This window comes from Acidiferrobacterales bacterium (genome assembly GCA_028820695.1).
GTDB lineage: Bacteria > Pseudomonadota > Gammaproteobacteria > Arenicellales > JAJDZL01 > JAJDZL01.
This window is the reverse complement of record JAPPIB010000003.1, coordinates 1-23,863: the sequence shown is the minus strand read 5'-3', so window position 1 is coordinate 23,863 and position 23,863 is coordinate 1. Positions and strand designations below refer to the sequence as shown.

Annotated in this window: 19 protein-coding genes; 7 read left to right on the top strand and 12 right to left on the bottom strand. The window is 51.1% G+C overall.

Translation table 11 applies throughout. The features are described from left to right. Positions 1-32: 32 nt before the first annotated feature. The gene (locus OXI60_00380) at positions 33-749 is read right to left on the bottom strand and encodes a phosphoribosylaminoimidazolesuccinocarboxamide synthase (GenBank protein ID MDE0308275.1); all 717 of its coding nucleotides are present in this window, start codon (positions 747-749) and stop codon (positions 33-35) included. Between the two features lie 26 nt (positions 750-775). Continuing rightward, entirely contained in the window at positions 776-1,651 is an 876-nt protein-coding gene (dapA, locus tag OXI60_00375) for a 4-hydroxy-tetrahydrodipicolinate synthase (protein MDE0308274.1), read from the bottom strand. A 496-nt stretch (positions 1,652-2,147) separates the two neighbouring features. Here dapA and OXI60_00370 point away from each other — a divergent pair, with 496 nt between their 5' ends. Continuing rightward, complete coding sequence (locus tag OXI60_00370; GenBank protein ID MDE0308273.1) at positions 2,148-2,726, top strand: cob(I)yrinic acid a,c-diamide adenosyltransferase; 579 nt, start codon at positions 2,148-2,150, stop codon at positions 2,724-2,726. A gap of 8 nt (positions 2,727-2,734) precedes the next feature. Here the strand turns inward: OXI60_00370 and OXI60_00365 are convergent, their stop codons facing one another. The 3 genes from OXI60_00365 to OXI60_00355 form a co-directional block, all read right to left on the bottom strand. Next, entirely contained in the window at positions 2,735-3,115 is a 381-nt protein-coding gene (locus OXI60_00365; protein ID MDE0308272.1) for a carboxymuconolactone decarboxylase family protein, read from the bottom strand. Positions 3,116-3,237: 122 nt separating this feature from the next. After that, positions 3,238-3,792, bottom strand: a complete 555-nt coding sequence (gene ampD, locus OXI60_00360; protein ID MDE0308271.1) for a 1,6-anhydro-N-acetylmuramyl-L-alanine amidase AmpD — start codon at positions 3,790-3,792, stop codon at positions 3,238-3,240. Between the two features lie 165 nt (positions 3,793-3,957). Further along, complete coding sequence (locus OXI60_00355; GenBank protein ID MDE0308270.1) at positions 3,958-4,782, bottom strand: hypothetical protein; 825 nt, start codon at positions 4,780-4,782, stop codon at positions 3,958-3,960. A gap of 368 nt (positions 4,783-5,150) precedes the next feature. Here OXI60_00355 and OXI60_00350 point away from each other — a divergent pair, with 368 nt between their 5' ends. Then, positions 5,151-5,636, top strand: coding sequence for a hypothetical protein (locus tag OXI60_00350; GenBank protein MDE0308269.1), 486 nt, complete (start codon positions 5,151-5,153; stop codon positions 5,634-5,636). Positions 5,637-5,888: 252 nt separating this feature from the next. On the opposite strand, the gene OXI60_00345 is transcribed toward OXI60_00350, so the two are convergent. The 3 genes from OXI60_00345 to OXI60_00335 all read right to left on the bottom strand — a co-directional run bounded on the left by OXI60_00345 (position 5,889) and on the right by OXI60_00335 (position 9,246). After that, positions 5,889-8,072, bottom strand: coding sequence for a xanthine dehydrogenase family protein molybdopterin-binding subunit (locus OXI60_00345; GenBank protein ID MDE0308268.1), 2,184 nt, complete (start codon positions 8,070-8,072; stop codon positions 5,889-5,891). Positions 8,073-8,075: 3 nt separating this feature from the next. Continuing rightward, a complete protein-coding gene (locus OXI60_00340; protein MDE0308267.1) occupies positions 8,076-8,540 on the bottom strand; it encodes a (2Fe-2S)-binding protein in 465 nt (154 codons plus the stop codon). 466 nt (positions 8,541-9,006) lie between these two features. Continuing rightward, positions 9,007-9,246, bottom strand: a complete 240-nt coding sequence (locus OXI60_00335; protein ID MDE0308266.1) for a hypothetical protein — start codon at positions 9,244-9,246, stop codon at positions 9,007-9,009. Between the two features lie 42 nt (positions 9,247-9,288). Between OXI60_00335 and OXI60_00330 the strand changes: the two genes are divergently transcribed. Then, a complete protein-coding gene (locus tag OXI60_00330) occupies positions 9,289-12,900 on the top strand; it encodes a hydantoinase B/oxoprolinase family protein (GenBank protein MDE0308265.1) in 3,612 nt (1,203 codons plus the stop codon). Positions 12,901-13,322: 422 nt separating this feature from the next. Continuing rightward, positions 13,323-14,651, top strand: a complete 1,329-nt coding sequence (gene aceA / locus OXI60_00325) for an isocitrate lyase (GenBank protein ID MDE0308264.1) — start codon at positions 13,323-13,325, stop codon at positions 14,649-14,651. Between the two features lie 99 nt (positions 14,652-14,750). On the opposite strand, the gene OXI60_00320 is transcribed toward aceA, so the two are convergent. Genes OXI60_00320 through OXI60_00310 form a run of 3 tightly spaced genes read right to left on the bottom strand, consistent with a single transcriptional unit; the run spans position 14,751 to position 18,912 of the window. Further along, complete coding sequence (locus OXI60_00320) at positions 14,751-15,686, bottom strand: FAD-binding protein (protein ID MDE0308263.1); 936 nt, start codon at positions 15,684-15,686, stop codon at positions 14,751-14,753. After that, on the bottom strand, positions 15,686-16,435 hold the full coding sequence (locus tag OXI60_00315; GenBank protein MDE0308262.1) for an electron transfer flavoprotein subunit beta/FixA family protein: 750 nt from the start codon (positions 16,433-16,435) through the stop codon (positions 15,686-15,688). The genes OXI60_00320 and OXI60_00315 overlap by 1 nt, the downstream gene beginning before the upstream one ends. Before the next feature lie 41 nt (positions 16,436-16,476). Beyond that, on the bottom strand, positions 16,477-18,912 hold the full coding sequence (locus tag OXI60_00310) for an FAD-dependent oxidoreductase (GenBank protein ID MDE0308261.1): 2,436 nt from the start codon (positions 18,910-18,912) through the stop codon (positions 16,477-16,479). A 240-nt stretch (positions 18,913-19,152) separates the two neighbouring features. On the opposite strand from OXI60_00310, the gene aceK reads away from it, so the two are divergent. Together aceK and OXI60_00300 are read left to right on the top strand one after the other, a co-directional pair. Then, positions 19,153-20,982: a bifunctional isocitrate dehydrogenase kinase/phosphatase gene (gene aceK, locus OXI60_00305; protein MDE0308260.1), complete on the top strand. Its 1,830-nt coding sequence runs from the start codon at positions 19,153-19,155 to the stop codon at positions 20,980-20,982. 28 nt (positions 20,983-21,010) lie between these two features. Then, positions 21,011-22,549: a trimethylamine methyltransferase family protein gene (locus tag OXI60_00300; protein ID MDE0308259.1), complete on the top strand. Its 1,539-nt coding sequence runs from the start codon at positions 21,011-21,013 to the stop codon at positions 22,547-22,549. A gap of 39 nt (positions 22,550-22,588) precedes the next feature. Here OXI60_00300 and OXI60_00295 read toward each other — a convergent pair whose 3' ends face one another. Further along, positions 22,589-22,741, bottom strand: coding sequence for a hypothetical protein (locus OXI60_00295; GenBank protein ID MDE0308258.1), 153 nt, complete (start codon positions 22,739-22,741; stop codon positions 22,589-22,591). A 177-nt stretch (positions 22,742-22,918) separates the two neighbouring features. Here OXI60_00295 and OXI60_00290 point away from each other — a divergent pair, with 177 nt between their 5' ends. Further along, entirely contained in the window at positions 22,919-23,827 is a 909-nt protein-coding gene (locus tag OXI60_00290; GenBank protein ID MDE0308257.1) for a BCCT family transporter, read from the top strand. Positions 23,828-23,863: the final 36 nt, after the last annotated feature.

The window sequence follows — 23,863 nt, the reverse complement described above, 5'->3', positions numbered from 1 at the left end:
GAACCACACCTTCCACCGTCAATGTCAAAGACTTAATTGGGAATAGAAACTCCAAGACGACTGGCCGCAATCTCATATGATTCCACCACATCACCCAAGTCCTGGCGGAAGCGGTCCTTATCCAGTTTTTCGCGCGTTTCAGAATCCCACAGGCGACATCCGTCCGGGGTGAATTCATCTCCGAGCACGATATCACCGTCAAACCGTCCGAATTCGAGCTTGAAATCAACCAGGATGATCCCGGCATTTCGAAATAGTGGTGAGAGGATCGCATTGGTCTTGAGAGTGTAGTCAACCATCTTGTCAATCTCATCGTCTTCGGCCCAACCGAAACAACGGATGTGATATTCATTGATCATTGGATCATGCAGCTCATCGTTCTTGAGAAAGAACTCGAAAGTCGGCGTATCCAGTTCCATATTCTCTTCCACTCCAAGTCGTCTGCATATCGACCCGGTGGTAATGTTACGGACAACACACTCAACAGGAATCATGTCAAGATTCTTGACCAGGGACTGCGTATCACCGACCAGTGAATCAAAATGTGTACGAATTCCAGCATTCTCCAGATTCTCCATGATGAACGCATTGAAATAATTGTTGACCTTTCCCTTTCGACTCAGCGCCTCGGTTTTCCGACCGTCAAATGCAGACGTATCATCTCGAAACTCCATCAGCAGTTGATGCTCGTTGGCGGTTTGAAAGATTGATTTGGCCTTACCGGAGTAAAGCAGTTCTCCGCGTTCCATATAGACTCCTTAATATCAACTTTAGGTTAGAGCACTCCGGCACTTTCCAAGGCCGCTCGCACTTTGGGTTGGACATCCGCCGACAATGGAACCAAAGGCAATCTGATTCCGCTTTCGGTGAATCCCTGCTGTGACACCGCCCACTTGGCCGGTATCGGATTGGATTCAAAGAACATCGCCTCGTGGATCGGAATCAGTCTGTCATTCAGCTCGTTGGCAAGCGACTTGTTTCCGGCAACCGCAGCGGTACACATTTCATGCATAAGTTTGGGAGCGACATTCGCAGTGACCGATATCGTACCCTTGCCTCCCGCCAGCATGAGATCCATCGCCGCTGCATCTTCTCCGGAATATGAAACAAAACCATCGGCCGATTCGTCCATCAGCCTGATGCCGCGTTCAATATCTGCCGTCGCATCCTTGATCCCGATGATGTTGTCGATGTGGCTGAGACGAACCGCTGTGCTGTTGTGAAGGTCTGATGATGTTCGGCCTGGCACGTTGTAGAGGATTTGTGGAATATCAACGGATTCCGCAATCAACTTGAAGTGCTGATACATACCCTCCTGAGTCGGTTTGTTGTAATACGGAACAACCAGCAGACATGCGTCAGCGCCGAGTTGCTTTGCCGCTGCTGTAAGCTCCAGCGCTTCAGCTGTACTGTTTGACCCGGTACCTGCGATTACCGGAATCCGGCCTGCAACACAACCAATTGTCTTCTCAAATACGAGTTGGTGTTCTTCATGGGTCAGGGTGGCTGACTCGCCGGTGGTGCCTACCGAAACAATGGCGTCAGTACCCGACTCTATGTGGTGCTCGATCAATTTCGACAACGAATCCAGATCCACAGATCCATCTTCATGCATAGGTGTGATGATTGCGCAAATGCTACCTGTAATCATATGTTCGCTCTCCGACTGTTCCGGACTTTATCTGGTCGTCTGAATTGGATTCTCACTACGCCTAGGCAACTCAAGGTATCCGATCAGTCACGCATTGTTGACTTCTATCTCGATTGCACTGAACTCAATCTAAGAAAGAACAAATTGCTCGATGCGGCTCTCGGGTATCACGGTTCCTACCTTATGTGCCGTTAGTGAAGGATGAATGCGAATTCAGGTAAGATCGTTGAGATTTACACGTTGTCCGGTAACGCGCAACTGCGATAGTTGAAATTATGAGACAGGCCGGGATTGTTGTCAATACAGCGACACTCAATTGGACACAAAGCGTGGATCATACAATCTGCGGCAGACACCAGAATCGCTTGGGTGGATTGACCTCTGAATCACGGATAAATTAAAATCGCATGCTGATCCGCATGTGGGAACGGATGCGTTCCGAAATGCTGCACTGACACTAATATATTGACGCGACCTACAATTCGGAAGTACAGCTGTGGGAAACCGACTTTCCAAAATCTATACCAGAACGGGCGACGATGGAACGACTGGACTCGGAGATCAAAGTCGGGTCTCGAAAGATTCCGACCGAATCGAAGCCATCGGTCAGCTGGATGAACTCAACAGTTTCATCGGCGTTACACTCGCGAACGAACTACCCGAAAACGTTCGCAGTTGTCTGAATCGGGTTCAGCATACCTTGCTGGACATCGGTGGAGAACTGGCAGTTCCCGGATTCGATGCGCTCGTCACCGCCGAAAATGTTAAGTTTCTCGAAGACCATCTGGATGCACTCAACAACGAGCTGGCTCCACTGAAGGAGTTCATCCTTCCCGGAGGCACGCCAGCTGCGGCACACTGCCACGTCGCGAGAACAGTCTGCAGAAGGGTTGAGCGGCGCCTCCACACGCTTGCGAATCAGGAAGATGTCTCGCAGTTCTCAAGACAGTATGTGAACCGGCTTTCAGACCTGCTGTTCGTGGCCGCTCGTTATATCAACCTCAAGAGCGGTGATGCTGACGTGCTATGGGACCATGATAGAACCAAGAAAAAATTCAAGAAAGTCTCATCTTGAATCAAGTGTCATAGCCTGCCGGATTCCTCGAGTACCTTTCGAGCAACCCGAAAACATTCCAAGGCTTGCGGAACTCCGCAGTAAATCCCGACCACATGGATAATTGCCCGAATCTGTTCTGTAGTCACGCCGTTGGTCAATGCTCCCCTGCAATGAATCTCCCATTCATGCATTTTCCCTAGTGCCCCGATCATCGCAAGGTTCATCATGGACCTGGTTTTTTCGTCAATCGCTTCATCTCCCCAACCGAATCCCCAACACCATTGTGTCATCGCTTCCTGAAAAGGTCGATTGAAGTCATCAGCGGCTGTCAGGTTCTTCTCTACGTATTCGGAACCAAGCGTTGCCTTACGTTTTGCCAATCCTTTGTCGAATAGTTCATTGTCCATTATTCCTCTCCCAGCATTTGCAGTTGAATGATGATTCCTTGCTGAATAAACCTCGATTGAGATTCATTCAAAGTCGGATGATTCACATAATCTCAAGTTTCAAAACCAGCTGACGGGGTTCATCAGACGGTTCGATTGGTCACTCCGATTCTCGGCCAGTCGAAGTTTGGGCCGGGATCGGTTTTCCGGTCAGGTGCAATATCGGAATGACCAAAGATCCTGTTGTAGTCCATATTCGAGAAGTGTCCCAGCAATAATTCGATCAGTGAATTCAGCGAATCGTACTGATTGTCCTCAAATTCATCGTCATCACACCCCTCAAGTTCGATGCCAATGGAAAAGTCATTGACATTCTCTCGGCCAATACAGAAAGAGACACCCGCATGCCATGCCCGCTTGTTCAGCGAGACAAACTGGATCACCTCACCATCTCGTCGCACCAGAAAATGCGCAGAAACTCGCAAATTCTCAAGACTATGAAAGTATGGGTGTGACTGACAATCCAATCGGTTGCAGAACAGATCCTCGACTTCCTTGCCACCGTACTGTCCGGGAGGCAGACTGATGGAATGAACGATGATCACTTCCGGTTCAACATTCTGCGGCCGAGCATCAAAATTAGGCGAACCGACCTGCCTGACACCGGCTACAAGTCCACTCAGAACATGAATTTTCATTTTCTCAATCATTTTGAGAAGCTCCAATCATTATTGACTGAGATTGCATATTCTCCGATGGCCTGATTTTCGGCGGGTCAAGAACATGTGCACTGGGATTTTCGGACCATCGGCACCGAGGCAGATCATCATGCAGGCCACTACGGTTGTTGCATGGATACGAGTTCAATATACAAGTCCGTATGCGGCACATGGAATGATCTGATCAACGTCACCGCAAATCGCATTGAGTTCATGTCGTTCAACCTGATCTTCGTTGACACTGAACACCGACACTTCCATGCCGTCTGATAATTCGAACAACTCACCGATAGGCTTCGTAAAAACGACGTGCCATGTTTCGTGTTCCCGAAAGACATCAACATCGGTTGTTGGTGCAACATACAGGAACTCATCCGGCTCTGCCAGGTTGACGCCAGGGATTTTGGAGTAATATTGGATTGCAACAGGTAAGTTAACCGGCTCGCGGAAATGGAAAAAATAGCTGCCAAGTCGCGGAAAACTTTCGATGGCAAAGAGCCCCAAACTTCGATTCAGCTCATCAAATTCAATCACACCGCTTTTCAATCCGACAGTGCCTGATTTTCCGGCCAATGCGTCAGTCATTATCCTTTCGAGTTCCCCTTCGAATCCCATAATCAATCTGTCCGGCAGATATTGCGGGCGTGCGGTAATCTGAGACATTGAAGAATCAATGCTTCTAATCAAGGCCAGTGTCTCACTGATCTGCAAGGAAACTCTGTGCAGTCCGTACGTATCGAAAGTCAATTCGGCTGACTGTTCAGCCAGAAATGCTCGCGCAAGGATATCCGATTCCGATAATTCAGGTGAACCGGTCGGACCATTTGCTGAATAAATCTGTATCTCAATGGCCGAGTCATCTGCCGACAAGAAACCAGGCAACGCAATCAACACGAAGAGCAGTGAGTTGAGAAATAACTTGGCGAACTGTCGCTGCACAAACCAATGACAGATAATTCGATTTGACAAATTCAGTCTCCTGAGGCCAAAGGCTGATCACTGAAATTCTTTCTGACAGTCCGTTGTGTATGGCACATGCTATCGTCCTGAGGCGTCATGCGATAAGATTGTAAGCCAAAAACAACCTGCCATAAAAAGCAACATCGAGGTTGCAGCTCGCTGTCCGTGAATTTCCGAATCCAGCTGCAACGCCGCGAGTTTCAGCGAATATGGGTACGGACCGTCCACAAGGTGCATGACGAATGGATGAACTGTATCGGATATAGCAGCGACCTGATGTATAAAAGCGTCACGATGCGCTTCTCGGCTGCGTAGAAAATCTGATCCGCAACGAAGGCATTGCAAGCCCTCGGGAGAATCATAAATTGAATGACCCAATGAGTCCGATTATCTTTTGCGACATGGACGGTGTGTTGTGCGACTTTTACGGCGCAGCGAACAAACTTTCCCCAAATGGGATTGACAATTTGTCTGTTCCTGAATTGTGGAGTTACACGCGAAATCAAACCAGATTTTGGTACGACCTGGAATGGATGCCCGGAGGCCAGGCAATTTGGGCGCTGACTGACAAGTACAAAGGACACATCCTGTCGTCATTGCCGTATTCAGATTCAAATTCCAAGCCGGGCAAACTTTACTGGCTGAGGAAAAACATCAACCTCACAGACCGGGACCGAATACACCTGACAACTTCCAGACACCACAAAAAGCGATTTGCAGTTTCACAAGGCACGTCAAACATTCTGATTGACGACTACCACAAAAACATAACCGAATGGAACGATGCGGGAGGAATCGGAATTTTGCACACCGATTCAGCCAAAACACTTGATCAACTCGCCGCTGCAGGGTTTGAGTTGTAATGTCGGATTCGCGGTTACAGCTATCGCAAAACTGTAACCGGACGCCAGCCAGAGTTCATTGGCAAATCAGGATCGATTTCCCAAGACGGATCTTTCCCTGCGGCACTTCAATCAATGGTAGAAATCCCAGCTCAATGAACCGGTGATGTCATTGAGCACACGGCCTCCTGAAACAAACGAACCGTGTCGAATGATGTTCTGCGCTGGAACAGTAAATGTTCTCAGCGCAGAACACACAATCTCGGGTTCCTATCAGGCAAACTGAACACCACCAGCGGTCAGCGGCAAATGAGTTATGCGCGGTCCATCAACCGCAATCGCGTTCGCCAGTGCGGGTCCTGCCGGAGGCGTGGACGGTTCGCCAACACCCGTAGGATGTTCCGCTGACGCAACAATATGCGTCTCGATATGAGCGATGTCGGAGATACGTAACGGCATGTATGTTGGAAAGTTGGACTGATTGACCACGCCGTCACTGAAGGTGATTTCATTACGCATTACGTGTCCAATACCGTAACCGATTCCACTTTCCATTTGAGCAGTGACAACATCCGGATTCACTGCCAGCCCGCAATCCACCGCACAGGTGACCCGCTCAATTTTCACCCTGTCATCATCACTGCGGGAAATTTCCACGACTTCCGCAACATAAGTGCCGAAAGACTTGTGTGCCGCAACTCCTCGAGACCTTCCTGCAACGGGGGATGACTGCCATTCGGATTTTTCAGCCGCAAGGCGAAGTACATTAGCCAATCGAACCTGATCTGGATTGCCGCCCGACAGGTGAGCCAATCGAAATTCCACCGGATCCCTGCCTGTCGCGGAAGCGGCGATATCCATCATGCTTTCCATGACGAACGCAGTATGGCTGTGTCCAACCGAGCGCCACCAGTTCACCGTGACCGGACTGGACGCGTCGGTAAGTCCGACAAACAGTCCCGGGATGTCATACACTGTGTCCGCAACCCCTTCAACAGAACTCGAATCGACACCATTACGAACCACCATCGATTCCATGGGAGTTCCCTTGAATATCGGCTGGACGGCTATCCTGTGGTCCCACGCTACAATTTTGCCTTCAGCATTCAAGGCTATGCGGACCCGGTGTGCACCACCCGGACGATAGGAACCGCCGCCGAGGTCATCTTCCCGTGACCAGATCAGCTTCACCGGACGCTTGCCACCGCTCAACGCGAATGCGAGCGCCGCTTCAACATGGTAGTCAGAGGTAACTGTGAATCGTCGGCCAAACGAACCGCCGGCATACAACGTGTTGACCTTGACCTTTTCAGCTGGAAGTTTCAATACTGCAGTCATTACCTGCTGGACTGCTGAGGGTGCCTGACATCCATCGTGGACAATAATGCCGTCGGCGGTTGGCTCAATCGTGCAATTCATCGGCTCCATCGTCGCATGCGCCAGGTACGGAAACGTAAAATCGCGCTCGATCACCTGCGCGGCACTGTTGAACAACGACTGTTTTGCACCTTCGGTATCATCCCTGGCCACAAACTGAGGTTCGTCGTTCACCATAGCCAGGTAATCGGCGTTGATCTTGTCAGAACTGCGTGTCTCAGCACTCGAAAAGTCCCACTCCACAGCGATTGCCTTGCGCGCCTCAAGGGCAGACCATGTGTCCTGCGCGTAGACGACAACAGCGGTTCCTGTCGGCAGTATCGCAGCATTGATAAAACCCGCCACTTTCGCAGCGTCATCCGTGTTCATCGAAATTGCCTTGCCGCCAAACTTCGGGCTGCGCAACATCACCGCGACCATCTGGTTATCCAAGTGCACGTCCAATGAATAGCGGGCAGTGCCGGTCACTTTGGGAACGTTGTCCAGACGAGCGGTGTTCGGGTTTCCGATCAGGGTAAAGTCTTGCGGCGACTTCAACTTCGGCTCAGCCGGGACATCCATAGATGCGGCAGCCGCTACAAACTCCGCGATGGGTGCGGATTTGCCCGCACCGGATACGCGGCCGTTTGCCAAGGTCAGATCTGAAGACGACACCTGCCAGGATTGAGCGGCAGCCGTCAATAGCATCTGTCGCGCTGCAGCACCGGCCTGGCGATACTGAATGAAAGAATTGGCAAGTGAAGTTGATCCGCCCGTAGCCTGGATACCGAACAGCAGATTCGCATAGAGTTCCGGGTTAAGCGGAGCAAATTCAATTTCCAGCTCCTCAAGAGCAACTCCCAGTTCCTCACCAATCAGAGTTGCGAGGCCAGTCGCTGTCCCCTGCCCGCACTCAAAATGTTTAATGATTACAGTCACCGTTCCATTCTCGGAAATTTTGAGAAATGGTGTAAGCGAAGCAGCTTGTTTGGACTGACTGCTCGCCAATACCCGTCCGGGCAAGTAACCCAAAACCAACGAATAGGCGGATGCGGCTGAAACAGACTTAATGAAGTCTCGGCGAGTGATTCTTGTATTCATCGCTTAACCTCCCTGCAAAATCTGAGAGGCGCGTTGCACTGCAGAACGAATTCTCTGATAGGTCGCGCAACGACAGACATTGCCCCACATGTGCCTGTCAATTTCATCGGTTGTAGGAGCGGGAGTCCGCGACAGCAATCCTACGGCAGACAGGATCTGTCCGGACTGGCAGTATCCGCATTGGACAACATTCAGTTCAATCCATGCTTTCTGGACCGCCGCTGCGACTTCGGAGTCCAATCCTTCTATGGTCGTAACTTCCCTGCCCTCAAGCGAATTCAGATAAGTCTGACACGAACGTACCGGCTGTCCATCGACCAGTACGGTACATGCGCCACAGAAAGCGACCCCGCAACCGTACTTCGTTCCGGTTAATTTCAAATCATCTCGAATAACCCACAACAGTGGCTTGCCCTCCACTGCTTCAACGGGATAGGTTTGTCCATTGAGGTGCAAATTCACTTCCATATCGTATTAGCCCCCAGCTAGTAGTGATGTCAATTCCTTGAATTGCATGGTTAATAGATGCAAATATTCGTCCGGAATATTCGTTGTAATGTCGAATTCGATACTGACGAAAATATCAGCGCCAATTCGCTCGGTCGGTTTGTCCAGTATCCTGCAATGATGGAGTGAGTCAACTACCTTTGGGTGTCCAGACCCGAACTCCGTAACTGCAAGCTGAAGCGGGTGTAATGATAGCATGGCCGCGGTGCGAAGTGTACCCGCATCAAGGTCACCAATCGTCTGCTTCGTCGATGAATTACATTGCGACAGACAGGAGGCAGGCGGCAAGCATCTGGATCACTATGCAGCGGAGTTACCGGGTGACATAGTCTTTGAGAATTCGATACAGTCAGGCGGATAGAACTGATCTCGGGGCTTTACGGAACCGATAAATTCTTCATCGAGCAAGCGATTTCTCGCGGTCGCCCTATTGCTGGGGAAGTCCGACAATTGTCACAGCAATTTCGGCGTGTGCAGACCAACTCTCGCGGTCGTGTTTCACCAGACAACGGCTGCGAAAGACGGAATGAGCGCTTCGCTCAAATCCACACTGACTGTTCTGACTTCTTGTATATTGTTGACTGTGCAGATACCTGTTGCCGATTGCCTGGATGTGCCTGCTCAGGCGCAACGAAGCCCCGAAATTTCGATAGGTTATCCGTTTCATTTATTCTGCATTCCAACTCCAACAACCTGAAATCATACTCCGGTGCAGACCGACAACTCCGAACAATGGCAATTCTGGATTGATCGCGGTGGCACGTTTACCGATATCGTCGCCAGCGACCCGCAAGGACAAATTGTCACCCACAAACTATTGTCGGACAATCCCGAACAATATGAAGATGCGGCAATCCAGGGAATCCGGGACATTCTCAATTCAAACCGGGATAATCTCGGCTCCGACCTGATCAGTGCCGTCAAAATGGGTACTACGGTTGCCACCAACGCCTTGTTGGAACGCACGGGCACCCCCTGTGTACTCATCACTACGAAAGGATTTCGTGACGCGCTTCGAATCGGCTATCAGACTCGACCTGATCTATTCTCCAGACAGATCAAACTGCCACACCTGCTCTATGACAGAGTGATCGAAATTGACCAACGCTACAGCGCGGCCGGTGAGGTGCTCAAGGAGGTCGACTGCGATGCGGCATACAAACAACTGAAAAGCGTCTTTGACGAGGGTATTCGCTCATGCGCGATCGTATTTCTGCATGGATATCGGTTCCATGGGCACGAGAATCTCATCGCGGAAATGGCAAGGCAGATCGGTTATTCGCAAGTGTCAACCTCACACGAAGTCAGTCCGCTGATGAAAATGATCGGCCGCGGCGATACTACTGTTGTCGACGCTTATCTTTCGCCGGTCCTTCGTCGCTATGTTGATCAGGTTGCCAGTCATCTGTCCGGTGTGCGGCTGATGTTCATGCAGTCCAACGGTGGGTTGACAGACGCCTACCGTTTTCAGGGCAAAGACAGCATTCTCTCCGGGCCGGCAGGTGGAATTGTCGGTGCCGTTGAGACCAGTAAAACCGCCGGTTTCGACAAGATCATCGCGTTCGATATGGGCGGAACGTCCACGGACGTCTCGCACTACGCGGGAGAATATGAACGCGCTTATGACACACATGTTGCGGGGGTACGCATTCGTTCTCCGATTATGCGAATTCACACTGTTGCTGCCGGTGGCGGTTCGATTCTCAAATTTGATGGTCTGAAGTATCGTGTCGGTCCTGAATCAGCTGGCGCGAATCCGGGCCCAGCGTGTTATCGGCGAGACGGGCCCCTCACAATCACTGACTGCAATCTGATCCTTGGAAAACTGCAACCCGACTATTTCCCGAAAATATTCGGCCCCACCGGCGACCAGCCTCTTGATACCGATGCGGTCATTCGGAAGTTTGAGGAAATGGCTGAAACCATTCGGCAGTCCACCGGAGACGATCGCTCCGCGCATGGTGTCGCAGAAGGATTTCTGAACATTGCGATCGACAACATGGCAAACGCAATCAAGAAAATCTCTGTTCAGCGCGGCTACGACATCACCGAATACACCCTTTGCAGTTTCGGTGGCGCCGGCGGGCAGCACGCGTGCCTTGTTGCCGATGCCCTAGGTGTCGAAACCGTATTCATTCATCCATACGCGGGTGTGCTGTCCGCATATGGAATCGGCCTCGCCGACGTTCGAACCATGTATGAGGAGGCCGTTGAAGATGTGCTGTCTCCAGCCCTGATCCAAACTCTCGACGATCACTTCTCGCAACTCGCCGACAAGTCCAGGCAAGATGTACGGGATCAGCATATAGACGACAGCAACATCGACATAAAGAAAAGAATTCACGTTCGATACGAGGGAACCGACTCGGCTGTTTCGGTCGATGCCGACAACGATGACTCGATTCGAAGCGAATTCGAGTCCAAACATCGACAAAGATTCGGATTCATCATGCCCGAAAAGCCAATCGTAGTCGAAGCGATTTCTGTTGAGGCCATTGGCCGATCAGATGTTCACGAGGAGGCAGGACTCAAGAAAGTATCTAGGCAATCAGAACTTGAGCCGACCAGCACCTCACAGATGTACTTGTCCGGTGAATTCCGCGAAACCAAGGTCTATCTTCGCGAAGCGCTTCAATGCGGTGACGAGATCAATGGTCCGGCGGTCATCGTCGAGCCCACCGGAACAACTGTCGTGGAAATTGACTGGAAACTCGAAGTGACTGAATGCAATCACCTCATTCTGAAACGAACCGCACCCCGACCTCGCAAGAGTGTCGTCGGAACGGACGCGGATCCGGTGATGCTGGAGGTATTCAACAACCTATTCATGTCAATCGCTGAACAGATGGGGGCTTCGTTGGAAAATTCCGCCTATTCGGTCAATATCAAGGAGCGACTCGATTTTTCCTGTGCAATTTTTGATACTCAGGGTGACCTGGTTGCGAACGCGCCACATATGCCAGTTCATCTGGGGTCGATGGGCGAATCGGTGAAGATCATCATTCGCAATCGGATCGAAACGATGAAGCCGGGAGACGCATTTGTTCTGAACAACCCCTACAACGGTGGCACTCACCTGCCGGACATTACGGTTGTCACACCGGTGTTCGAGCAGACAAAAGGCACGATCCTATTTTACGTCGCATCACGCGGTCATCATGCCGACGTCGGTGGAATTACCCCTGGTTCAATGCCACCTGACAGTCATGTGATCGAGGAAGAAGGTGTGTTGCTGGATGATGTGCAACTGATGCGGGAAGGCGTGTTGCTGGAGTCTGACCTGAGGACGATTCTCGAAGGAGCGCAATATCCGGTACGGAATGTTGAGCAGAATCTCGCAGATATCCGCGCGCAGATTGCAGCGAACGAAAAAGGCGTGCAAGAACTCCGGAACATGGTGGAACATTTTGGACTGGATGTTGTTGTCGCTTACATGCAGCATGTTCAGGACAATGCCGAAGGTGCCGTGAAACGAGTGCTCAAGGTCCTTCGAAATGGCAGATTCAAGTATGAGATGGATGATGCGAGCGTGATCGCGGTCGAAATATCCATAGACAACGAAAACCAGACTGCAGTCGTTGACTTTACGGGAACCTCCGCCCAGCTTTCGAACAACTTCAATGCGCCCTCTTCGGTCGCGCGTGCCGCTGTCATGTATGTTTTCCGTACCCTGGTCGACGATGTCATTCCAATGAATGAGGGGTGCCTGAAGCCAATCAAGATCGTCATTCCCGATGGCTGCATGCTGAAGCCGGTTTACCCGGCCGCAGTCGTTGCGGGCAATGTCGAGACGTCCCAATACATCACCGATGCCCTGTATGGCGCGCTCGGTGTGATGGCGGCGGCACAAGGCACCATGAACAACTTCACATTTGGCAACGACACCCATCAATATTACGAGACTATCTGTGGTGGATCAGGCGCAGGACCGGATTTTGATGGCTGCGATGCGGTTCATACTCACATGACGAACGCGAAGCTAACTGATCCGGAAGTATTGGAATGGCGCTTTCCGATTCGACTTGAGAGTTTTTCAATTCGTCAAGGCAGCGGGGGGAAAGGCAGGCATCGAGGTGGGAATGGAGCGATTCGGAAACTTCGATTTCTTGAGACGATGACCGCCGCCATTCTCTCGGGACATAGACGGATTCCCCCATATGGAGCGGACGGAGGAGGTCCCGGACAGACAGGCAAGAACTATGTCATTCGGGCAAGTGGTGAGATCGAGTCCATGAACTCGACAGACAGGACTGAAATGAATGTCAACGATATCTTTGTGATTGAGACGCCGGGTGGCGGTGGGTTTGGCAGTCCGAACTGATACATTCGGGTCTCACTGCATCAATCACAGCTTCGGTATTGGGGTGGCAGTGGATGCGGTGTCCGCAATGACCGACAAAGTCGTTGTCAACCGGAATGGATTGTCTGTCACGTCCTGAAGTTCGAAAAGGTGCGACGGTCAGGATATGCCAATGACCAACCTGCTGTGCTATTTCTGACCTTGCAAGGAAACTCAAGAAGCTCACAAATCCCCTCAAAAGTGTGCGCAGCATAGCAAAGTGCCTATGACATCAGGCAGGCCGGCTTCCGCAATACCTGCTCGAGACCTGCTCACACATTCATGGAACAAACGAGAATTATTCATTCGTGGCCTGAGCAGAAGCATATATAATTTTGGACTGAAGCCACTTAAAGTGGCTTTGTTACTTTGTTGTGGCAACTCGAACGAATGGAGCACAAAAGATGAGCCAACTGCCAAATGGTGAAAATAGCTGGCAAGTCGACCCGGCGGAAGACTTGAAGGAATTTCCAGCACCCCAATACGCACCGAAGCGCTGGGATGGAATCAAGAGAGATTATGGCTGGAACGAGGTAGAGAGACTGCGTGGTTCTGTACGCATCAGACATACGCTCGCTGAAATGGGTTCCAAAAAACTTTGGAATTTCTTGCAAAACGACAAATTTGTCGCATCTCTAGGCGCATATACGGGCTGTCAGGCTGTTCAGCAAGTCAGAGCCGGACTCAAGTCGATTTATCTTTCCGGCTGGCAGGTCGCGGCCGATGCGAACAACGCCGGGCAAACGTATCCGGATCAATCGCTTTATCCCGCCAGTTCCGTACCGCAAGTGATCGAACGAATCAATAATGCATTTGTTCGGCAGGACCAAATCCAAACCCTTGAGCAACTGAGCGGTCAGGAAACCACCGATATTGACTGGTTCATGCCAATTGTTGCAGATGCGGAAGCAGGCTTTGGCGGCCCGCTGAACGTGTTCGAGCTCACCAAGTCAATGATCAAAGCCGGTGCCGCAGGCATCCACTATGAAGATCAGCTGTCGTCTGAAAAGAAATGCGGCCACCTCGGTGGCAAAGTGCTTTTGTCAACACAACAGGGAATTCGAAATCTGACATCAGCCCGCCTCGCGGCTGATGTGATGGGCGTGCCTACTGTCATCATTGCAAGAACGGATGCCGAAGCAGCCCGATTGCTGTTGTCAGATGTTGATGAAAGAGACCATCCGTATATTACAAGCGAGCGTACCGCGGAAGGATTTTTCAGAATTACTGGCGGAATCGACATGTGCATCGCTCGCGGACTGGCGTATGCCCCTTATGCAGACCTGATCTGGATGGAAACCTCAACACCGAATCTTGATGATGCGAAGCAATTTGCTGACGGTGTTCATGCAGAGTTTCCAGGCAAGATGCTGGCGTATAACTGCTCGCCGTCGTTCAACTGGTCAAAGCACTTGGGACCGGATGAACTTGCGAGTTTTCAGAATGACATTGCAGAAATGGGATATCGATATCAATTCGTCACCCTGGCAAGTTTTCACAGTGTCAACTACTCGAGTTTTGACATTGCAAGAAAATATCTCCAGCGTGGCATGCAGGGATATTCCGATTTGCAGCAGGCGGAATTCGCCGCCGAGGAATTCGGCTTCTCAGCGACCCGTCATCAGCATGAGGTCGGAGTCAGTTATTTTGATGCGGTCAACGAGGCGACAGCCGGGGGCAATGAAGCATCCACCGTCGCAATGGTTGACTCGACAGAAACCGCCCAGTTCTGATCTCAAGTTCTCCACACAGAAAAAAAAGGCTGATGCGTAATGTGCATCAGCCTTTTTCTTTAGATTCCATCTGGCTGATCGAAGCCTTGCTTCAAAACCTTACTCCAGTGCAGATTCCAACTCAGGAATCGCGGTAAACAGATCGGCTACCCAGCCAAAATCCGCAACCTGAAAAATCGGTGCTTCTTCATCCTTGTTGATTGCGACAATGACCTTTGAGTCCTTCATACCAGCGAGATGTTGAATCGCTCCTGAGATACCGACAGCCAGGTACAGATCAGGCGCAACAACTTTCCCGGTCTGACCCACCTGGTAATCGTTCGGTACATATCCGGCATCGACTGCAGCCCGCGACGCGCCGACCGCCGCACCAAGTTTGTCCGCCACCTGCTCAAGCATGATGAAATTCTCCCCGCTTTGCATTCCACGACCACCAGAGATGACGATGCTTGCGGTCGTCAATTCGGGCCGTTCGCTTCGGGTCAAGTCATGCTTGATGAAATTAGACAACTGCTCATCGCCTTGCGCAGACAATTGCTCAACCGGTGCCGACGATCCGCTGTCTTCCGCAGCTGGATCAAATGTGGTGGTACGAATTGTGATCAGTTTCACCGCGTCGGTTGACTGCACTTTGGCCAACGCGTTTCCGGCATATATCGGTCTGATGTATGTATCTTCCGAGACAATTTCGCTGATGTCAGAAATCTGCTGAACATCCAGCATCGCGGCCACTCTTGGCAGGAGATTCTTCCCAAACGTCGATGCCGGCGCCAACACATGTGAATATCCCGATGCAATCTCCTTGACTACCGGCGCGACGTTTTCCACCAGGCCGAATTGATACTCGGGGGAATCCACCGACACAATCTTCGAAATTCCGCCGATTTTTGAGGCTGTGGAAACGACGTCGGCACAATCGTATCCAACTACCAGTCCATGAATGTCGCTCCCGAGTTGGGTCGCAGCTGTTACTGTATTCAGTGTCGACGACTTGACTTCACTGTTATCGTGTTCAATCAGTACCAATACGCTCATTACAGCACCTTCGCTTCGTTTTTCAGTTTATCAATCAGTTCCTCTGCACTGTGAACACGCACACCGGCATCCCTTGCAGGCGGTTCAGTCACTTCCAGCACATTCACCCTGGGCGTCACATCGACACCCAGATCATCAGGTGTCAGCGCCTCAATTTCCTTTTTTCGCGCTTTCATGATGTTCGGCAGTGAAGCGTAACGGGGTTCATTCAGCCTGAGGTCAACCGTGATCACCGACGGCTTGGACAAGCGTACGGTTTCGAGGCCTCCATCTACTTCGCGAACGACGGTGAACGCGTCATCCTCGACGTCAATCTTTGATACAAACGTACCGAGTGACCAGTTCAGCATGGCTGAAAGCATCTGGCCGGTCTGGTTGTTGTCGTTGTCCACTGCCTGCTTGCCCATCAACACGATTCCGGGATTCTCACGCTCAACCACCTTCGTCAACAGTTTGGCGATTGCGAGCGGTTCAAGATTGACATCAGTCTGAATCAGAATTCCGCGGTCGGCACCCATAGCCAAGCCGTTTCTCAAAGTTTCCTGACTTTGCTGAGGGCCGGCTGCCACTACGATGATTTCCTCGACCTTCCCAGCCTCCTTCATCCGAATTGACTCTTCTACGGCAATTTCGCAGAAGGGATTCATGGACATTTTGACATTATTCAGTTCAACACCAGAGCCGTCCATTCGCACTCTGACCTTGATGTTAGCGTCGATTACGCGCTTAACAGGAACAACTACCTTCATATCGCTCCTCGATAGAAAAAGAAAAATTTAGACAGATACAGCTACGCTCTAAGCCGCACGTTGTTGGGATCGTGAGGCGAGTTCTCGACCACGGCGCAATTATAGCGGTTTCCAAGAATTTCGATTTCCAATTTAGTCCCGATGTCGCCGTATCCAGTCTGTACATAACCGATTGCAAGGCTTTGTCGGAGAAAGTGGCCATACGATCCGGCCGTTGCCCGTCCGATCATCTTGTCACCATCCCAGAGCGGCTCGTTACCCAGCGGGTCCGCATCATTGATTCCCTCGACCGCAACGGTTACAAACTCCTGTGGAACACCATTGTCCAACTGATCTTGCAAAGCATCACGCCCGACAAAGTCGCCCTTGTCCATATGGACAAAAATGCCAAGTCCAGCTTCAAGGATTGTGTATTCGCGCGTCAGATCCTGCCCCCACATGCGGTAGGATTTCTCTATACGAAGCGAGTCCATCGCCCGCATCCCACATTGTCCGATGCCAAACTCAGCACCAGCTTCCATCAATCGTTCAAAAATATGCCGCTGATACTCAATGGGATGATGAAGTTCCCATCCCAGTTCCCCTACGAAATTCACCCGCATCGCTCTCAACGGTGCCAGTCCAACATAAATGTGCTGTGAGGTAAGCCATGGAAACGCATCATTGGACAGATCAGTCTCAGTCAGTTTTTCCAGCACCTTGCGGGAATTCGGGCCCGCAACCACCAATGTGCCGTGAGAAGTCGTCAGGTTGTCCAGGCGCACGGTGTGATCAGCAGGCAGATGCTTTTTAAGAAAACTGTAATCGAATCGTTCGGCCGCTCCGGAACTGACCAGATAGTACGAACCATCGGCATCCTTGGTGACTGTAAACTCGCTCCTTACACCGCCATACTTTGTCAGCGCATGGCAGAGCTGGATTCTGCCTGGTTTTTTCGGAAGCCTCCTCGCGAATAGTCCATCAAGATAGTTTTCCGCCCCTTCTCCGGACACCTGAAACTTCGAAAAGCTCGTAATGTCAATAATGCCCACATTGTTCCTGATGTTGTTATGCTCATTTCCGACATGCTCAAAATATTTCGATCGCCGGAAACTCCAGTCATCCACGGCTTCAACACCTTCGGGCGCGAACCAATTCGGTCGCTCCCAGCCGTACCGCTGTCCCCAGACTGCACCCAGCGCCGCCAGCCTGTCATGGATCGGACTTGTTTTTGCAGGTCGGCATGCCGGGCGCTCCTCGTCTGGATAGTGAACCGTGAACACGTTCGCATAGGCCTCTTCATTCTTCGTCACCAGATAGGGACCGCGTGCATAATCCCCGTATCTGCGCGGGTCAACGGCAAGCAGGTCAATCGTCGGTTCTCCCTCTACCATCCATTCAGCCAGCTGCCATCCCGCGCCTCCCGCGGCCGTCACGCCGAAACTATGACCCTCGTTCAGCCAGACATTGGGAAGATCCCACGCCGGTCCGACAAGCGGACTGCCATCCGGAGTGTATGAAATCGGTCCGTTGACAATGTCCTTGATCCCGGCTGTCTCAAATGAGGGAACCCGGTTGATGGCAGCCTCGACATGGGGCATGAGACGATCAAGATCACCTGGAAACAGATCCTTCTCAAAAGTCGATGGCACCCCGTCTGCAAAAACTGCCGGCGCACCCTTCTCGTACGGTCCGAGAATGTAACCCATTCTCTCCTCGCGAAGATAATAGGATGCATCAGACTCGCGAAGTACGGCCAGTTCCTTTCCACCACTTTCCCGATATTCCTTGAGTTCGCCTACCACATCAGTGACGATGTATTGATGCTGAACCGGAATTGCCGGAATCAGGATCCCAAGCAACCGACTGAATGTTTGTGAGTAATTGCCGGTTGCACACACAATATGCTCACAGGTGATGTCACCTTTAGAGGTGATGACCTTCCATTCGCCGGCGGGCGTCCGTTCCAATCCTGTTACCTCAGTCTGCTGATGGATGCTAGCACCGCGGTCGCGCGCGCCTTTTGCCAGGGCATTGGTCAGATCAACCGGGGCAATGTGTCCGTCATCGGGATGATACAGAGCACCGACCAAACCGTCGGGATTGACCAGCGGCCACAGATCCTTGACTTCAGAAGGCGTAATCATCTCAAACGGAACGTCAATGGTGTTGGCTGTGCCGCAGTATTTCTTATACTCATCCATGCGGTCTCTCGTGCACGCCAGCCGCAGATTTCCGGTCACATGAAACCCGACATCCTGTCCCGTCTCGGCCTCCAGGTTCTTGTAAAGATCAACGGAATATTTGTGCAGCTGCCCTACGGCATAACTCATGTTGAATAGCGGCAACAACCCCGCCGCATGCCAGGTTGACCCCGCGGTCAGTTCCGTACGCTCACAAAGTACAACATCACGCCAGCCCTTTTTTGCCAGGTGATACAGCGTACTCACACCGACAACGCCACCGCCGATCACAACTACTCTCGCATAACTTTCCATTATTCGCCTACTTCATTCGCCAATGCATTATTCTCTTTAAGTATCTAATTGTTTCTAAACATATATTTCAGAACTTCAATTGGGTTGAAATGATTTGAACAACCATAGAAATCCAAGCATTCAAAACCCTACCTAATTTACAATATTCCGAATTGATTTTTTGATCTTATTGGCTTGGCACTGCCTTGCTTTCATATAGGCGATTCACTGTCATCTGCCCAGAAATTCCAGTTCCTTTCAATGCCAAAAACTACCAAACCGATTGAGCTGTTCCCCAGCGTTCGGAGAACGGAGGCGGTTGCGCCGCCGGAACGGGAATTCCGTCAGTCGAAACGTGCAAAAAAAATATCACGAACAATCCTGAGAGGATTCGAACGTCACTTCACACTTTTTCAGGAAATCACCGCCGGTGCCCAGGAACGGTTTGAGATGGCCGCCTGGGGCGAGGTCAGGGAAGCCGCCAGACGACGTATACATTTCTACGACAAGCGCATCCAGGAGACGATCACTGCTGTAAGGTCGGAATTTGAAATCGACGAGCTTGATGAACCTCTGTGGGAACAGGTGAAAATCCGATACATCCACCTTCTGCTGGAACACAGACAGCCGGAACTTGCCGAAAGTTACTATAACTCGGTATTCTGCAAGCTGTTTGATCGTCGTTACTACAAAAACACCCATATTTTTGTCCGCTCTTCAGTCTCCACGGAATACCTGCAGGCCGATAAACCGATTTATCGATCGTACTACCCATCAACCAGCGGTTTGCAAAATACGATCGCCGACATACTGACCGGACTCAAATTCAACCTGCCGTATGAGAACCTGACTCGCGATGTTCGCAACATTCTTCGACATCTTGGCAGTGTCCTGCCAAGAGAACAAAGATCAATCGCGCTGAACTATCAGATTGATGTCTTGAGTTCCTTGTTTTTCCGAAACAAAGCAGCTTATCTCATCGGCCGCGTAATCAATGATTATCGGACCACACCTTTCATTGTCCCGATTCTGAATAACGAAAACGGCGCTCTTTATGTCGATGCACTGTTACTCAACCCGGCCGACCTGGACGCTGTTTTTGGCTTTTCAAGAGCCTATTTCATGGTTGAGACACAGGTCCCGTCAGCCACAGTCAGATTTCTCATGAACATCCTGCCAGAAAAGAGTAAGGCTGACCTGTATTCCGCAATCGGGTTTCACAAACAGGGCAAGACGGCATTCTACAGGGACTTCCTGCATCATCTGCAGCATTCCAATGACAAGTTCGTTGAAGCGCCCGGTACCCGTGGTATGGTGATGATGGTCTTCACCCTGCCTTCGTATCGCTACGTCTTCAAACTCATCAAGGATGCATTTGAGCCTCCCAAGAAATTGTCGCGTTCGACAGTGATAGAAAAATATCACCTTGTCAAGCAACACGACAGGGTCGGACGGCTGGCGGACACACTTGAATACTCTGATGTTGCCTTGCCGAGAAGCAGATTCAGTGATGAGCTCCTCGACATCCTGCAGGAAACTTGCGCACGGTCCATCGTCCTCGATGGCGATCTGGTAGTCCTCAAGCATGTCTATATCGAACATCGGATGATACCGCTCAACCTATTGCTCCAGGACATCGAAAAGGAAGAGGAGGCACTGTACTTTGCCAGAGGATATGGCGATGCGATCAAGGAAATGGCCGCGGCCAACATCTTTCCGGGCGACATGCTTCTGAAAAATTTCGGGGTGACCAGAAATAACCGGGTGGTTTTCTATGACTACGACGAAATCCGATATCTGAGCGAGCTAAAGTTCCGTAAGATTCCACCGGCACGGAACGCAGAAGACGAAATGTCGACCACACCGTGGTTTTCTGTCGGGGAAGATGATGTATTTCCGGAGGAATTCGAGAAATACTTCCTGTTAAACCGCGTAATTGGTGAGCACTTCCGTGAAGCTCATGGAGACCTGATGACAGTCGAATTCTGGCGCGAAAAGCAACAGCTGATTCGAGACGGCGTGCTGGAAGATGTGTATCCCTACCGCCGGTCCATCAGATTTCCCCGCGGTGCCCGAAGCGGCAAAGATTGATACAACCTAAACCTGAAAACCGATTGGAATGAGTGAACGAAGAAGATCAAGAACACGCGGCCGAGCCGCGCGGATTGCAAAAAGGGCGAATACACAGGCCGAGATTATCTCCCAAATCGAACGTAAGGTTCCGGTCTATGAAGTAGCGCCCGTTGAGACCCTGCAGCTGATTGAGGACAATGCGGACCTGATTTTGGAGGAAATCGGAATTGAGTTCCGAGACGATCCTGAAGCGATCGGAATATGGAAGAAGGCAGGAGCCTCCGTTGACGGTGAGCGTGTTCGATTCGACCGTGGCATGCTTCGCGAAATCATCAAGTCGAACGCTCCGTCGGAATTTGTTCAGCACGCCAGAAACAAGGACAGGACAATCCGCATTGCCAAAGATACTGTCGTCTTGGCACCGGCCTACGGACCGCCTTTCGTGCGCGATCTTGACACAGGCCGAAGATATGCAAACATCGAGGACTTCCGGAACTTTGTCAAACTTGCATATCTTTCCCCGTCTCTTCATCATTCTGGCGGCACAGTCTGTGAACCTGTGGACCTGCCTGTCAACAAACGCCACTTCGACATGGTCTACAGTCATTTGAAATACAGCGACAAACCGTTTATGGGCTCTGTCACCAGTGGCGAACGGGCACAGGATACAGTTGACATGGCGAAAGTTGTATTCGGCGGTGACTTTGTTGAGAACAATACCTGCATCCTGTCGCTGATCAACGTGAATTCCCCGATGACATTCGACGACACCATGCTGGCTGCCCTCAAGGTCTACGCAGGAAGCTTCCAAGGTACGGTCATCTCCCCTTTCATACTGTCCGGCGCCATGTCTCCGGTCGCTGTTGTGGGCACCTGTACACAGATTCTTGCCGAAGCCATGGCGGGAATGGCCTTCGCACAGCTGGTACGGCCGGGTGCACCGGTAATTTTTGGAACGTTCAGCAGCTCAATCTCAATGCAGTCAGGCGCCCCGACCTTCGGAACACCAGAACCATCTAAAGTTCTCTATCTCTGCGCGGCTTTGGCGCGCAGGTTGAACGTACCCTTCCGGAGCGGCGGCGGCTTGTGCGCTTCAAAAATACCCGATGCCCAGGCGGCGTATGAGTCAGCCAATACGTTACAGACAGCGATGCTGGCAGGTGTCAACTTCATGTTGCACACGGCCGGTTGGCTTGAGGGCGGACTGGTGATGGGTTACGAAAAGTTTGTAATGGACACCGACCAGGCAGCTATGATTCAGGAGTTTCTAAGTGGTGTTGACACTTCCACAAACGGCCAGGCACTCGATGCTATTCGCGAAGTCGGTCCCGGGAATCACTTCCTTGGATGCGAACACACACAACGTAACTTCGAGAATGCATTCTACCGCTCGACGATCGCTGACAACAACAGCTTTGAACAGTGGGAAGCTGATGGTTCACTGAGAGCATCGCAACGGGCAAACAAGATCTGGAAGCAGATGTTGCAAGACTATCAGGCACCGGACCTGGATCCTATGGTCGATCAGGAACTGCTTGCGTTCATCGACCAGCGAAAAGGTTCGTTTCCGGATTCAAATATTTAGAGTCTCCGTCACTCTTGCATCCTCCATGATCCGGCAGCCTCAAACAGCAGGATGGCCGATCTCCCAAGTCAATGCGTGTGACTTCCTTGCTATACCCGTCGAATCTACGTTCGCAGCTTCCGTGTAGGATTCCGGCTTGAGGTTCTTTCCTTCGCACCCACCGTGACCACCTCCGCTGCGAATCCTGCTCACCAGGTCAAAGCATCCGAAGCGCATGGAGGGCCGCCAATTGGTCAAATGCCCATAGGGACGAAGTCCCGTATCACACGGCGGAATCGGTAGGTGAAAATTTCCAATGTGGGTTTCATCTATAATCCTCACAATCACGCCTTAGCACAGCCAACAAAAAAATTTACGAGGAACAGAATTATGCCGCTGAACCCACCGCTCCAGGAGCTGAAAATAAACAAGAAAGAATCCGGTTTTTATGAAGGATTCAATCAGACCGTTGCCTTGCCAGCAAAAATTCTTATCGCACTGATTGTCATCTGGGCAGCGATGGACCCAGAACGAGCCGGACAGGTACTCAGGGACATCCAGAACTGGTCGCTGGAACACTTCAACGCCTACTATATCTACGCCGTTGCCTTCTATTGCATCGTTTGCGTGTTTATTGCGATATATCCACCATTTGGCAGAGTCAAGCTCGGACCTCCGGACGGGACTCCGGAATTTTCGGATTTCTCATGGTTTTCGATGATGTTTGGTGCAGGTATCGGTATTGGCATGCTGGGTTATGCCACTGCGGAGCCAATATGGCACTTGGGTAACAATCCTGAAATCATTATGAGCAAGCAGGCGATTCAGGCACTATTTGCAAGTAGCAATATCACATTGGCAGAAGGTGCGGATGTCTTTGCCGAATACCAGACACAGCTTGCTGCAGGCACAATCGCGGCGATTGACGACCTGGCGATTCCCAGAACGGAATCGGCAGTTCGCGGCGCATATCACTACGCATTTCTGTATTGGGGACTAGGGACATGGGCAACATATTCGCTGGTCGGGATTTCACTTGCGTTTTTCAGTTATCGCCGTAATTTGCCTCTGACAATACGGTCCGGATTGAGTTCTCTGTTCGGACGAACAATGGAAGGGCCTTGGGGGAGTGTCGTCGACATCGCTGCCGTGCTGTCAACTCTACTCGGGATATCGCAGACAATCGGCCTTGGACTCAACGCATTTGCTTCGGGACTGCATAACATTACCGGAGCGGCGTGGCTGATGACAACAGGAGATTCTCCGCAACCCACTACAGGAGCCCTGAAATCTCTTTAGACAAGTCAAAAACAAGAAAAGCCCTGCCGGTATAAT

Bases quoted from the DNA above. Each gene is read 5' to 3' on its own strand.
- ampD (MDE0308271.1), bottom strand. From the start codon at position 3,792: ATGAAAATTCATGTTCTGAGTGGACTTGTAGCCGGTGTCAGGCAGGTC.
- OXI60_00345 (MDE0308268.1), bottom strand. From the start codon at position 8,072: ATGAATACAAGAATCACTCGCCGAGACTTCATTAAGTCTGTTTCAGCC.
- OXI60_00335 (MDE0308266.1), bottom strand. From the start codon at position 9,246: ATGAAACGGATAACCTATCGAAATTTCGGGGCTTCGTTGCGCCTGAGC.
- OXI60_00300 (MDE0308259.1), top strand. From the start codon at position 21,011: ATGAGTGAACGAAGAAGATCAAGAACACGCGGCCGAGCCGCGCGGATT.
- OXI60_00380 (MDE0308275.1), bottom strand. From the start codon at position 749: ATGGAACGCGGAGAACTGCTTTACTCCGGTAAGGCCAAATCAATCTTT.
- OXI60_00290 (MDE0308257.1), top strand. From the start codon at position 22,919: ATGCCGCTGAACCCACCGCTCCAGGAGCTGAAAATAAACAAGAAAGAA.
- OXI60_00320 (MDE0308263.1), bottom strand. From the start codon at position 15,686: ATGAGCGTATTGGTACTGATTGAACACGATAACAGTGAAGTCAAGTCG.
- dapA (MDE0308274.1), bottom strand. From the start codon at position 1,651: ATGATTACAGGTAGCATTTGCGCAATCATCACACCTATGCATGAAGAT.
- OXI60_00310 (MDE0308261.1), bottom strand. From the start codon at position 18,912: ATGGAAAGTTATGCGAGAGTAGTTGTGATCGGCGGTGGCGTTGTCGGT.
- OXI60_00340 (MDE0308267.1), bottom strand. From the start codon at position 8,540: ATGGAAGTGAATTTGCACCTCAATGGACAAACCTATCCCGTTGAAGCA.
- OXI60_00365 (MDE0308272.1), bottom strand. From the start codon at position 3,115: ATGGACAATGAACTATTCGACAAAGGATTGGCAAAACGTAAGGCAACG.
- OXI60_00350 (MDE0308269.1), top strand. From the start codon at position 5,151: ATGAGTCCGATTATCTTTTGCGACATGGACGGTGTGTTGTGCGACTTT.
- aceA (MDE0308264.1), top strand. From the start codon at position 13,323: ATGAGCCAACTGCCAAATGGTGAAAATAGCTGGCAAGTCGACCCGGCG.
- OXI60_00315 (MDE0308262.1), bottom strand. From the start codon at position 16,435: ATGAAGGTAGTTGTTCCTGTTAAGCGCGTAATCGACGCTAACATCAAG.
- aceK (MDE0308260.1), top strand. From the start codon at position 19,153: ATGCCAAAAACTACCAAACCGATTGAGCTGTTCCCCAGCGTTCGGAGA.